The sequence below is a fragment of the Borrelia duttonii Ly genome (assembly GCF_000019685.1).
GTDB lineage: Bacteria > Spirochaetota > Spirochaetia > Borreliales > Borreliaceae > Borrelia > Borrelia duttonii.
In genome coordinates, this window is record NC_011229.1 from 843,027 (window position 1) to 856,652 (window position 13,626).

The 13,626-nt window shown below is 25.7% G+C and carries 9 protein-coding genes; 6 read left to right on the forward strand and 3 right to left on the reverse strand.

The genetic code is table 11. From position 1 onward, the window contains the following. Positions 1–21: 21 nt before the first annotated feature. From BDU_RS03970 to BDU_RS03980, 3 genes are read left to right on the forward strand one after another with little or no spacing between them, the layout of a single operon-like run. Entirely contained in the window at positions 22–1,500 is a 1,479-nt protein-coding gene (locus BDU_RS03970; RefSeq protein ID WP_012538527.1) for a hypothetical protein, read from the forward strand. Positions 1,501–1,516: 16 nt separating this feature from the next. Then, positions 1,517–3,154, forward strand: a complete 1,638-nt coding sequence (locus BDU_RS03975; protein WP_318250783.1) for a S1C family serine protease — start codon at positions 1,517–1,519, stop codon at positions 3,152–3,154. A 35-nt stretch (positions 3,155–3,189) separates the two neighbouring features. Further along, positions 3,190–4,296 carry a thymidine kinase gene (locus BDU_RS03980; RefSeq protein WP_012538529.1) on the forward strand — a complete coding sequence of 369 codons (1,107 nt, stop codon included), beginning with the start codon at positions 3,190–3,192 and terminating at the stop codon, positions 4,294–4,296. Between the two features lie 7 nt (positions 4,297–4,303). Here the strand turns inward: BDU_RS03980 and BDU_RS03985 are convergent, their stop codons facing one another. Then, positions 4,304–4,921: a hypothetical protein gene (locus tag BDU_RS03985; RefSeq protein WP_012538530.1), complete on the reverse strand. Its 618-nt coding sequence runs from the start codon at positions 4,919–4,921 to the stop codon at positions 4,304–4,306. Between the two features lie 32 nt (positions 4,922–4,953). Then, positions 4,954–5,562 carry a dTMP kinase gene (tmk, locus tag BDU_RS03990; RefSeq protein ID WP_012538531.1) on the reverse strand — a complete coding sequence of 203 codons (609 nt, stop codon included), beginning with the start codon at positions 5,560–5,562 and terminating at the stop codon, positions 4,954–4,956. Positions 5,563–5,636: 74 nt separating this feature from the next. On the opposite strand from tmk, the gene BDU_RS03995 reads away from it, so the two are divergent. The 3 genes from BDU_RS03995 to BDU_RS04005 are packed head-to-tail and all read left to right on the forward strand — an operon-like array spanning position 5,637 to position 13,049. After that, on the forward strand, positions 5,637–10,028 hold the full coding sequence (locus tag BDU_RS03995; RefSeq protein WP_012538532.1) for a translocation/assembly module TamB domain-containing protein: 4,392 nt from the start codon (positions 5,637–5,639) through the stop codon (positions 10,026–10,028). Beyond that, a complete protein-coding gene (bamA, locus tag BDU_RS04000; RefSeq protein ID WP_012538533.1) occupies positions 9,976–12,498 on the forward strand; it encodes an outer membrane protein assembly factor BamA in 2,523 nt (840 codons plus the stop codon). Before BDU_RS03995 ends, bamA begins: the two co-directional genes overlap by 53 nt. A 32-nt stretch (positions 12,499–12,530) precedes the next feature. Next, a complete protein-coding gene (locus BDU_RS04005; protein ID WP_012538534.1) occupies positions 12,531–13,049 on the forward strand; it encodes an OmpH family outer membrane protein in 519 nt (172 codons plus the stop codon). Positions 13,050–13,079: 30 nt separating this feature from the next. On the opposite strand, the gene BDU_RS04010 is transcribed toward BDU_RS04005, so the two are convergent. Further along, a complete protein-coding gene (locus BDU_RS04010; RefSeq protein WP_012538535.1) occupies positions 13,080–13,589 on the reverse strand; it encodes an STAS domain-containing protein in 510 nt (169 codons plus the stop codon). Between the last annotated feature and the right edge of the window lie 37 nt (positions 13,590–13,626).

Genomic DNA, 13,626 nt, shown 5'->3' on the forward strand with positions numbered 1-13,626 from the left:
ACAAGTTTTTAAGGAGTCTTTGTGGTTGTCTTAAAAATTGTATTATTGTTTTTAATTTTTGTAAATTTAAATGCCAATTTAAATAAGAGAGACGAAGATATATCTAAAATTCTTTTGCTTGAATCTAAAAGTTTTAATGGTACTCAAAGAGGACTTGATATGCTTTATGGTTCTCTTGAATTTAATTTAAAAAACTCCGATTCTCTTTATGAGCTGTCATTGAGGAATGATATTTCATTGTTAGATAGAATTTATTTATTAAAATCAGCTATAGAGATTAATAATTTTGTACTTGTAAAACCCTTGGATTTATACTTTCAATATTTTTCATTAATTTTGGATCAAAATGAGGATGTTTATAAGAATAAAGAAATTATTGACATTTATGATAAGTTGGATAGTGATTTAAAAAATGATAAAGACTTGATTTATATGAGACTTGAGGCGTCTAGTAGGCTTGGAGATTTTAGTGGTACTTTTGATAAAGTATTAAAAAGTGCTTTTTCTGTGTATAGTGATGATATAAGGTTTTTTAAATGGTTTTTAAAGGAAGATAAATTTTTTGCAAGTCTTTTTAATAAGCTTAAGTTAAAGGGAGATTCTTTTTTTAAAAGCGAAAATATTGATTTTATTTTTAAAAATACAACATTAAATGAACCTAATGCTGTTGCTTTGTTTACTTTTCTTAAGAATAAAAGCAAACAAATAAATGGTGTTCAGAGTATGTATTTGCTTAAATATCGTCTTTTAACACCTGATGAGGCCTATGTTTTTTTAAAAGAAAAGCCGCCAAGTACGCTTCGTGACTATAAAATGTTTTATGATCTTTTGGGTGATCCTAATATACGAGAAGAATTTTTAAATTATTATAAAAACTTATCAGGTGTATATTTTGTAGATGATAAGAATGATGTTGCAGTATTTAAAAATGGTGTTTTAGTGAATTTTTTTTCCAAAATAGCGAATTATACTTCAAATTTAAATTTAGATGAAAAATATCTGAATAAGGTTTATTTTGAAAATAAAATTCCTATTCGTTATGAAAATGTTTTATTTGGTTATAATGTTTATTATTCTATTTATCCTTATGTTAGTATGATTGAGGTTAAGTACCCAAATAAGAAAGCCGTTTATATTTTTGCTTTGGATTCTTTTCGTTATGAAATTTTTGATAATTTTAGTTATAGTTTTGATTATGTAGGTATTAATAATTTTTTGATAGCCGATGTTCCAGAAATTTTTGTTCCTAATATGTTAAATTTAAGTCCAAAGCAAGTTTCTTCTTTTGATATCCGACAAGCTTTGATATCTAAAAAGATTTTTAATGAGCATGATGTTGTTGAAATTAGAAATTATTCTTTTGGGGATTTGACTTCAGTTTATAAAAAAATTAATGACTCTAAGAAGTTTAATTATATTGAAATTTATGATAAAGGAGTTTTTAAAGCTAAAAGAGTTATTTTAGATGATTCTTTGGATGTCTATCGTAACATTAAGTAGCTTTTAAAAATTATTGATGCATAGAAAAATTTTTATTGTCATTATGTTAATTTTTTCATGCAACACAATAAGAGATATAGATGACAAACAAATTTATTATGTCCCATCTGAAAGCATAAGTAAGCATATTGAGGACAATAATTTTGAATTTGCTCTTTCAAGTTATTACAATCTAAGAAATAATGGTTTTGAAATGGAACAGGATATTTTGGATTTAAGAGATAAAGCTTTATCTGGAATTCAAAATGAATATTTAAATTTATGCAAATCTAAAGATTATGAGGGAGCATTATTTAAGCTTGAGACTTTAAATTTGTTTGGTATTATGCTTAATGAGAGCAAAAAGCAATTGATTTTAAAACATCTTGAGAGTTTGAGACATAAGGATCCAATGCTTGCAAGTTTTTTTGCAAAATATTATTTGTTTGATAATAATTTTGATTTTTTGCAAAATTTTGTTATTCATGAAAAATCTCCTTCAAAAAATGTTTTGCTAGATACAGCTGTATTAACGGTTTGGGTAGATATGGGCACTAAAATTGTAAATGGTAATAGAGTACCCAATATTGCTTTAGGTTCTTCTTTTGTTATTGATAATCTGAAGGGATATGCTTTGACTAATTATCATGTAATTAGTTCTCAAGTTAACAGTGATTATAATGGAGTTTCCAATCTTTATGTTAAGCTTCCAAGAGGCAAGGGTGAAAAGCTTCCCGCAGAAGTGATTTCTTATTCAAAAGAGATGGATCTTGCATTAATTAAGGTTTCTTTTAAATTAGAGCATCAATTTAATTTGGATTATTCTTCAAATATTAATATTGGAGACAGAATTTATGCTATGGGTTCTCCTTTGGGATTTGAGAAGACTATTACTTCAGGAATAATTTCTGGTAAGAATAGAAATCTGTTGTCTGTGGGTGATTCTTATCAAATTGATGCTGCCATTAATCAGGGAAATTCTGGTGGACCTGTCATCAATGAGAATGGAGGTTTTGTTGGCCTTACATTTGCTGGATTTGTATATTCTCAAGGTCTTAATTTTGTAATACCTTCAAAATGGGTTTTAAAGGTATTGCCCTTTATGTATAGAGGTGGTGTTTTAAAGAATAATTGGTTGGGTTTTACTTTTGCAGAAAGTTTAAATAATTTAGAAATATCGTATGTAGTTCCTAATTCGCCTGCAGATATTGGTGGACTTAGAAGTGGAGATTCTATTTTAAGTGTTAATTCTTTAAAATTTGATAGTTTAAGAGAATTACAATATTATATTTTGCAAAGAAAGTCTATGGTAAGTGTTAAATATAAAAGGAATAATAAGGAATACGAGAGTTATTTATATCCCCAAAATCGACCCGAAAATATTTTTGAGAGTATCATTAATAGAGATTCTTTTAAAAATGTAGTGGGAGCTTTTTTGGGTTTAAATTTAAGTTTTATTGCTGGAAAAGAGTATAGGGTCGCCAAGGTTTTTGCAAATGGTCTTGGTGATGAATTGAATTTTAGGACTAATGATGAAATTTTTATTTATGATTTAAAATATATTAGGGATAAGAGAGTATTTATATTATTACTTTATGTTAAAAGATTATTTTCTGGATATTTAGGAGCTCCTTTGCAGCTTATTATTCCTTTTGATTCTATTATATTTGTATAAATAAATTGAGCTATGTTTGGGGGGAGTTTGTTTTTATGGGCTTTTATTTGAATTTAGTTAATGGCGATACTCGTTCTAAGCTTGATAATATTGTTTCTATTAGTCATTTTAATTTTAAAGACAATTCAAATCTAATGCTTATTATTGGTCCTATGGGTAGTGGTAAGACAGAATATGCTGCTAAAATTTATAAAGATTCTCTTATTATTAAAAATAAATCTTCTGAAATTTTAGCTTCTATCACAAGGGGTCTTAGAAATAGAGCCAATGTATTTTTTATTAGAAATATTCTTGATAAAAAAAGATTTAAGAATTATCCTGAGAATGTTATTCCTTATAGAGGCGGTGGGAGTGATGAAATTGATGGTGTTGATTTTGCTAGTGATTCTTTTGATGTAGGACAATTGATAGAGAAAAATCCTGAATATGGGACTTTTATTATTGATGAGACTTGTTTTTATGATGAGAGATTAGTATTTATTGTAAATAAGATAGCTTTAGATTTAAATGTATTATTTATACTTCCTACTTTACTTTATAATTTTAGAAAAGAAATATTTAATAACACGGCTAGACTTTTAATAGAGTATGCAGATAAAATTTGTAGTCTTGGTGCTTATTGTGAACATATTAATTGTATGGATGAATCTTTTTTGACATATAGATATTATTTTTATGAAGGTAAAGAAATAGCTGCACCTTATTTTGATCCTTTATTAATTGTTGGTGGTGATGAGATTGTTGAATCTGCTATTTATCCAAATTATGCTACAAGATGTTCTAAACATCATTATCTTGTTGGGAGAGAATATTTTTTTACTATTCTTAAACCTTTTGCATTATTATATATTCAGGGTGATAGAAAATTTCTAGAGAGAGAAATTGTTGATTTAAAGAGTAATATTGTAAATTCAAATTTTCAAAAGTCTCTTTTAATTGAGGTTGGCGAGAAATATGATATTACCATTTTAGAAAATGTGTTAAAATTGCCTTTTTTGGCAGAAAGAGCCTTGATTACACTTTCGTTTGAATATAATATCTTAAGTAAAGAAGATTTTAAGGAAATTGTTAATAGATTTTCACTTAGTAAAGATTATATTCAAAAAGTAATTGTTTCAAGAGAGTATAAGGGAATTTTTTAAAATAATATTAATAAAAATTTGGTCTTTTTTGAAAAAATTCTTTTGTTTTTTCAATGTGTATTAATTCTCGTTCGATTATGTCATAGTAGTTAAGTTCTTTTATTTCAATTCTATAATATTCATCTTCCCAATTTGTTATTCCATTACCTTGTATCTTGATAAATTTGTATTTGTCTAATTGTTTATGATATGTTAAAGCTTTTTTGTAATAAGAAGTGGCCATTTTATAAAAAATTATGGCTTGATTTAGGTTTTTAAGAATGCCATCTTTTTTGGGAGTGTTATAAAAATATACATGTTTTGTGTCAAATAAATTACCTAAATATAGATGTTGCTTAACAAGAAGTAAATTTACATGCATTTTAAAGAGCAGCTTATATTTATTCCATTCTTCTTTTGTTTTTATTTGAGCTAGAGAATAATTTGGATTCCCGAATGGATATTTTAATGCGTTTTGTAGAAAAAAAATATTCCTTTTATAATTGTCTGGTTTTTTTTTCATATTTTCATTAAAAATAACATACCATTGTTCAGCATAGAAAAATTTTGATGATGCATTGACGTTAATTATGAGTAAAATTGAAAGTACTATTAAATATAATACAAAAAAGTTATTATGAAACATGTTTTGTATCCTTCCTTTTGTTATACTAGATGTTAAAATTTTATTAAATCAAAAATTTTCCTTGCACTTATTTCAAGATCGTGTTCACTTGAGTTTTCAATATATACAATATCAATTAGTTGATTAAAAATTTGAAACATTTCCATGTATCTAGAATTTATTTCTTTAAATTTAGCTTCTTCAAATTCAAAAAGATCCGCTTGTGTTCTATTTTTTTGAATACGTTTAAATGCTATATTGGGGTCTGTTTTTATAAAAAAAAGTTTTTCAGGTAATGGGAAATCTTTATTTAGTTTATACCCTAATTCTCCTTGATATGCTATAGATGAGAATAAATATCTATCGCTTATTACTTTTGTTTGATTTTTATTTAGTATTGCTATTATTCCATTTTGTATATTATATAAATGTTCGTATCTATCTGCAACGTATAAATGTGCTAATGATACTTTTCGTAAGGGATTTTTAAAGTTGGTCAGTTGTTTTCTTATGAGTTTGCCAATTATTCCTGTTGATGGTTCTTTTGTAAAATGGTATTTCATTTTATTGTTACAGATTTTTTGTAATTTTTGGATTATACTTGTTTTGCCGCTTCCATCAATTCCTTCTATACAATAAAAATTTTTTAGGATCTTAGTCACAAAAATTATCTCCTTAGATATTTTAGTAATTAGATGCTTACTGTAAATATTATATAATATATATTAATAGATCTATGAATTTGTTTTTTATAAGGAATAAAGATACCCTATCTTTTATTTGTTCGATTTTAGTTTTTATATTTGTTCTTATTATTTTTGTTTTGTTTGTTCAATTTCAAGTTTATTCTGCTAGGTTTTTTATTATGAATTATCTTGAGGCAAAATTCGGTTTTAAGATTAAATATAGTAAAATCGATCCTTATTTTTTATCTTCGATTAAAATAGACAATTTGGAGTTGAGTTTAAATGAACAAGATAAAGTCTTGATGCATACTGTTAAGGTTAATTTAGATTTATTTAACTTATTGTTAGGAAATGAAAATATTATTTTAGATATTTTTGTTAAGGGTAGTACTTTGAATTTTGATTTAAATGATTTTAAAATTCTTAAATCCAAAAGTTCAATTCCTATGAAATTAGAGTTAAATGATGAAAAAGCTAGTCGTGTAATAATTGGCAAGATGTTTGGTTCCTTTGAAAGTCTTCATATGCATTTAGAAGATATTAATATTAATTTAAAATTAAGTCCTGGTAGATTTTTGAGATTTCAAATTAATAATTTTATATTAAAGACTATTGATGATGATTTTTTATTTAATTTTGTTGTTAATTTTGGCCTTCCTGAAATTTTATATCCTGATGTTAATAGTGAAAATATTGTTAATTCAGTCTTTTATTTTGAGGGTAAATTTAAAAAAGATCTTGAAGATGGGTATATTAACTTTAGTTTTTTAGAATTTTATACAGATTATTTTACTTTTCTTGAACAAGGGTTTCAAATAAATTATTCAAAGGGTAATATTGAGGTTTTTAATATTATAAGAGAAAATTTGGATTTTAATTTAAAATATGACTTTAACAAAAATTTTTTAAGATTGGATGCTTTGTTTTTTGATATAAATCTTTTAGATTGGATAAAGCTTAATGATTATTTGAAAAATTATAATAGTTATCTTGATACAAGTTTGAATGGTCAATTTGCGTTTTCTTATGATTTTACAGATAAAGACTTAAGGTATGCATTTTTATTAAACTCGTCTTTGAGTGATGATATTGCAGATAAGGAAATTCAGGGTGTTAAAATACAAGTTAAAGGTAATGAGGAAATTGCAGATATACAGAATGCTTTCATAAAACTTAAGAGAGGGTTTGTTGGGTATAAGGGTTATTATTCTTTTAAAAATTTAATGCCGATAGGAAAGCTTGATTTTAAATCAGCCAAAATATTTAATTTAAATGATATTAATGGGCATTTGAATTTTAGTAAAGAAAAACAGTATTTTTGTGTAAAATCTAAAGATTTTAAAATTGGTAGACTGAAAATTAAAGATTTAAATTTAAAGACGGATTTTGATTCAAAGAATATCCATGTTGATTATTTGTTAAATTTTGTTAACAATAATTCTACCCTTTCTTTAAAGGGTGATTTTAATAGGGAAAATTTCAATCTTAATCTAGGTGTTAAAGAGTTTCCTGTGCTTTTCTTTAAAGATATCTTTCCAGAAATTTTTATGAGTAAAATCATTCCTGAGTATTTTTTGTCGGGTAAGTATTTAAATTTGAATTCAGATTTTAACTTAAATATTGTTGATTATACTAAGAGTAAATTAAATGATCTTAAGTTTACTCTATTTTCAAAATTAAGTAATTTTAGTTTAATGTTTGATGCTAGTGGAGAAGGAAATTCTTATAAAGTAAAATACTTTAATTATAATAGTGGCGATTATGATGTAAATTCTAGTTTTTTGGTACATTTGTTTGATGATAGTTTAAAGATAGATACTAAGTTTCAATATTTAAATAGGAATTATCCTGTTTCTTTTGAATTTAATTTTAAAGATAGATATGCCAATTTAAAACTTTCACCTAAGGCACAGATCAATTTAACTTATTCTGATTTAATCATAGCTTGTTTTTGTGATATTAATGATTTTCGTTTTTATAATGGCGATTCTGAAATTTTGTTAAGTATAAATTCTTATGGTGATTATCAAAGAGTGACAGATAATTTGAGTATTATGCTCTCTAAATTTAGGTTAGATAAAATTTCTATTAATCCTAATTTTAATTTTAATTTTAGTTTTGAAGGTTTATATAAGGATCAAAAAGTTAGTCTTTCAAATATTAAGTTTGTGAATAAAAATTCAAATTTACAAGGTCAAGGATATTTAAATTTAAATAATAAGCTTAATGGTAATTTAAATTTGTTTTCAAGTTTAAATTCTGAACGTTATTTTTTAGGAATTGATACTAATGAGGATGGCAGCTATTTTGTTGGTAGATTTCAGGGATTTAATTTTGATAATTTGAAATTTCTATCATTTTTAAGTGGTAAGATTAATGGTAATTTTATACTTAATTTTAAAGATAGTGATTTTTTTAAATATTCTCTTAATGCTTATCTTGAAACAGATGGTCTTTCTTTGGTAGGTATTCCTACATATTTTTCTTTGAATTTGGGATTGGTTGATAATAATCTTAATATTTATAATATAAAGGCTATTCAAAATAAAAGAGAAGTTTTAACAGGTAATTTTAGATATGATATTGAAAATTCTATTGGACTTTCTAATTTAAATGTTAATAGTGATCTTTTTTCGTCAAAAGTGAATGCAAGTTTTCAAATGTTGGAAGATTCAACAGAAGAAGAATTTGGAATTTTAAGGAGTGAAATTGATGGAGAGATTGCATTAAGAGAATTAATGTATAAAGACAAAAATCTTTCTGAACTTACAATTGAATTTGAAAATAATTCTGAAAGATTGATGATTTCATCAATTGAATATGATTTGATTAGTTATTTATATGAATATGCTAATGGTAATTTTAATTTGATATTAAATGATTATTTACCCTTTAGTTTTATTGCAACAGGAAACATTGTAAAGGATAAAATTACAAGTAGTATAGGGAATATTAAATTTAATTCAAAATTAATTACAGAAGATTTATTAGTGTCACAATCTCTTTTCAATATTAAGGAACATTTTGTTCTCTATGATCTTGATTTAGTTGGTGAATTAGAGCTTGATGGTGATTTATATAATCCAAATCTTAATGGAAAATTTCAGGTTTTAAATGGTTCTATGAGCACTGAATATTTAAAATCATTTAGACAATATGGTCAGAGTAGAATTTTAGAGTTAATTGATGTACCAGTTTCTATTAAAGATAATAGTGTTATTATTGAGAATAAATTTCATTTAGATTATTATTCTGCTGTTGATGTTGTTGCTCATTTAAATCTTAATTTTTTAAGTGATAGTATTGTTGATTATTATAAAATAGATATTAATGTTTCTGGTAATTCTGGGGTACCTATTAAATTTGATAAAGTGACTATAAATTTTGTTGGACATGCTTCGGGTGATTTCTTTATTGAAGGTAATTCTGAAGAGATTATGTTTAAGGGAGATTTAAATGTCTCTAATGCGTGGGTTTATTTACTTGAAAATTCAATTGTTGACTTATTAATAGATCCTTATAAAAAATCAAAGGATGTTGGAGTATTTAATACTGATTCTAAAGGTTTAGATATTGTGACTGATCTTAAAATTAATTTTGATAATAATGTTGCTTTTCATTGGCCAGATAATAAGATTTCCTTTTTAAATGCTGTTATTGTAAAAGGAAATACGCTTGAAGTTAAATCAGATACTAAAACAGATGATTTTATTCTTAAGGGTGATTTAAATATTGCAAGTGGTTCTTTTAATTATAATGGCAAACAATTTGTGTTTCGAGGTGTATCGTATATATCTTTTAATGAGAATAAAAATAAATTTGATCCTTGGGTAAAAGCTGAGGCTACAAATATTGTTAAAGATGGTGGTGAAAATTTATTTATAACTATGACTATAGATAGTCCTTTAAGTTTATGGAATTTTAAGTTTTCATCTTATCCTGCGAGAACAGAACAAGAGATTAAATATCTCTTGTCAAATGCAATAATTGGAGGAGGTAAACATGGTTTACAATCGGCAGGTGTAAATACGCTTGAAATGGCACTTGGACTAGTTGGTGATATCCTGATTGATTTGATCATACAACCTATTGAAGATTATATGCGTTCTGTATTAAAATTAGACCTACTGAGTATAAAAACGGATATACTAAGGAATGCTATTGGTACTTTGAGAAATTCTCCTACGTTTGTAGGTGTTCTTGATAAAACAAATGTTACAGTGGGTAAATATATTCTTGATGGTGTTTTTGCCAAAGCAGGATTTGGATTTTTAATAGAAGAAATAACACCATTTTCTCAAAATTTAAATTTTAGTATTAATCTTGGTCTTGAACTTGATTCTCCGTTTTTCTTTATTGATTATACTTTTGACTATAATTTTATGAAGCATGGTTATGGTTTCGGGAGCCAGGTGTCTATTTTTTGGAAATTTAAATATTGAGGGGTTTGAAGTGCAGTTATTTAGAACCTTTATTTTTATAGTTTGTTTTTTATTAGTATTTAATCTGTCTTATTCCCAAGACAGTTATAAGGGCAAGATTATAAAAAATATTGACTTTATTGGTCTTAAAAATGTAAGTGAAAATGATTTAAAAAGTATTTTAAATGTTTATTTGGGGCAGCATTATTCTGATGAACTTTTTGATAAATTACAAGTTGATCTTTATGCTCTTGATTATTTTGATGGACTTATTCGGCCTGAGTTTAAACTTGATGATGACAAACTTCTGATTGTATTTTTTGTAAAAGAAAAATCGTTAATAAAAAGTGTTAATTTTGTTGATGATAGTGGAATTTTTTGGAATAGTGAATTACGTGAGAAGTCGAATGTTAAGGTAAAAGAAGCTTTAAATCTTTCAAAGATTAAAAAGAGTGTTATTAAATTTGAAGAAATGTATCAGGATGCTGGGTATCTTGATGTTGCTGTTACATATGATATTAAAGAAGAGAATAATTTGGTAAGTATTGTATTTAAAATTAATGCAGGTCCTAAATATATTGTTAAAGAGGTTTCTTTTGAAGGCAATTTGAATTTTAAGAGTCGTGTTCTTAGAAAATATCTTGTATCAAAACCAGCATCTTTATTCTTTGATGGTAAGTATTTAAAATCAAATATTGATAAAGATAAAATGCGGCTTGAATCTTATTATAAAAATAATGGATACATTAATGCAAAAGTTGTAAATAATATTGTAGATATACGTGTTCCTAGTGATTCTAAAAAATTAGAGAGAGAAGTTTACCTAAAATATTTTATTTCAGAGGGTGATATTTTTAAATTTGGTAAATTTGAAATTATTGGAAATTTGGTTTTTAAATTGGATGAATTATTATCTTTAGTTACTTTTAAAGAAGGAGATATTTTCGATGAGTCAAAATTTGAACAAGATTTTGCAAAGATTAGGGAAAAGTATTATTCTGATGGTTATATCTTTACAGAGATTATTCCTTCTCAAACTATAAGAGATGATTTTGTAGATTATTCTATTAAAATATTAGAAAAAGATAAGGCACATATTGAGTCTATTACTGTTTCAGGTAATAACAAAACAGATTCTCATGTGATACTTAGAGAAATTCCATTAATTGAGGGAGATGTTTTCAGTTTGGAGAGGCTTCGTATGGGAATGCTTAATTTGCAAAGGCTTGGTTATTTTGGAAATGTAGTACCCGATGTTGTTCCAAGTAATATTGAGGGCTTAATGAAAATAAATTTTATTGTTGAAGAGCGAGAGACAGCAAGTTTGAGATTTGGTATGAATTTTGGTGGTATTACTAATTCTTGGTTTCCATTTTCACTTTTTGGACAGTGGGAACAATCTAATTTTTTAGGTAAAGGATATTCTCTCTCAGCAAGAATTAATCTTGCTTTTTCTGAACAAAGTATTCGGTTGATGTTTGAGGATAATTGGTTTATGCAAACTAGATGGACTATTGGTGGGTTTTTTGATTTGTCACATTCTGTGAATACCGCTTATCAAGATATTAATGGTCCTATATTTATAGGTAAAAAAGAGGTTCCAGATCCTTTTGTAAGTTGGGAAGCATATAATAATGCTAAAAATTTTTCTGATTTTAATATTATGAATTATTCCTTAGCCAAATTTAGTGTTAGTGGATTTACTGGCTATGCTTTTTCCAATTATCTTGGAAAGCAGTCATTTATTGGAACTATTCAGACGGCTTTAAAATATGTATATTATGATGATAATGTTAATAGACCTTCAAATTATTATTTGAGAGATAATTATAATACTATTAGATTTGAGAATTCTTTGGGAGTTAGTGTTGCGTGGGATACGAGAAATTCTCAGTCTTTATCTAATAATGGGTTTTTACTTAAACAACAATTTGATTTTTTTGGTGGATTTTTATTTGGACAAAGTCATTTTACAAAGTCCACAACAACTTTTGAGAGATATTTTTCTCTCTTAGGTTATCAAGATGTTTTTAGTCCGTTTATCGATTTAATTTTGACTTTTAGAAGTATTTATTCAAATATTTTGCCACCACTTGGAAATGGTTTTGAAATAGAAATACAACCGCATCATCTTTTGGTTATTAGTGAAAATTTTATGGTTGCTAGGGGATGGGGAACTTTGAGTAATATTTATAGTTCTTTTGTAAATACTATTCAGTTATCAATGCCTTTAATTAAAAATATTATGGTTTGGGATATTTTATTTTTAGATATGGCTTCTTATGCTCTTGAAGGACAAAAAAATGCTTTATTTGTGCCTTTTAGTAATTTTATTTTTAGTTGGGGATCTGGGATTAGATTTGTTTTACCTCAAATACCTTTGTCCTTTATGATGGCTTATCCATTTTATTTTGATAATGGGAGTATTAATAGATATTATAATTATTTGGGAGGATTTCGATTTTTCTTAGCCATTGATATGAGATACTGATATAATTTAGATAATTTTTATAGGGAGGTTTTATGGCTTTCATTGTGTTTTTATTTGCATGTTTTTTTCCGTTAAATCTTTTGTCACTTAATGTTACAAAGATTGGTATTGTGGATTTTGAGAAAGTTATAATTGGGTTTTTAAGTCCCCAATTGAAGTCTAACCTTGAACAGTTGAAAAATCATTATCAAGAGCGAATTGATACTTTAAATTCTGAGATTAAAGATTTAAGGAAAATGTATGATAATTCTATGGAAATACATGATTTAGATAATGCTAAATTATATGGTAATCAGTATAATTTAAAGATTGATGAACTTAAAAAACTAAAAAATTTGGCGAAAAGTAATTTTGAACAACAAAAACAAATTAATATAAACAGCTTAAATAGTGATGGAGTACTTTGGAGTAAGATACTTAAGAGTATTCAATATGTTGCAGAAACTAGTGGTATTTCTTTGGTTATGAAAAAGGATAATCCTTATATTCTTTATTATAATAGTACTGTTGATATAACAGATGATGTCGTTAAATATTTAAATGAACAATAGTGTCTTGTTATAATATATTTTTATTTAATTTTAATTGCTATTTTCTTTTTTAAGTCTTCTAATTAGAGTACAAAATTCTTTTTTGTTGTCTCTATTTAGACTTGAAAGTAAAATGTGTGATTTTAGCATAGACTTGAATATTGTATTTTTATGTGTGTTAAAACAAAAATATTCTTGCATATCACTTTTATTTAATTTTTCTTTTCTATTTTCTATTTTTAATATTTTTTCAAGACCAAGCGATCTGAGGTTTTGAAGTGCTTCTTTACTAGAATTTATTATTTTGAAATTTTTTTTATTTTCATTGCTTTTATTGTCAATATATAGAAATACTCCCATAAAAGTTGAATCTAAATATTGAGTTTCAGATAAATCTATATATAAGTTATTTATTTTATCATTATTATTAATAAATGTATTTTTAATGAATGTTTTAAAATTAACAGAATATAATGCTGTGAATCTGTTAATTAGCTTTATGAAAATAGAATCGCCTTTACACATATAAAAGACATTGCTTTGAGAAGTATCTTTTTCCATTTTTCATTCTTTTGATATTTTTAAGTATATTGTAAAG

What these genes read in the sequence shown, in the direction of transcription:
- BDU_RS03980 (WP_012538529.1), top strand. Translation starts at nt 3,190, where the DNA reads ATGGGCTTTTATTTGAATTTAGTTAATGGCGATACTCGTTCTAAGCTT.
- BDU_RS03995 (WP_012538532.1), top strand. Translation starts at nt 5,637, where the DNA reads ATGAATTTGTTTTTTATAAGGAATAAAGATACCCTATCTTTTATTTGT.
- BDU_RS03985 (WP_012538530.1), bottom strand. Translation starts at nt 4,921, where the DNA reads ATGTTTCATAATAACTTTTTTGTATTATATTTAATAGTACTTTCAATT.
- BDU_RS04010 (WP_012538535.1), bottom strand. Translation starts at nt 13,589, where the DNA reads ATGGAAAAAGATACTTCTCAAAGCAATGTCTTTTATATGTGTAAAGGC.
- BDU_RS04005 (WP_012538534.1), top strand. Translation starts at nt 12,531, where the DNA reads ATGGCTTTCATTGTGTTTTTATTTGCATGTTTTTTTCCGTTAAATCTT.
- bamA (WP_012538533.1), top strand. Translation starts at nt 9,976, where the DNA reads ATGGTTATGGTTTCGGGAGCCAGGTGTCTATTTTTTGGAAATTTAAAT.
- BDU_RS03975 (WP_318250783.1), top strand. Translation starts at nt 1,517, where the DNA reads ATGCATAGAAAAATTTTTATTGTCATTATGTTAATTTTTTCATGCAAC.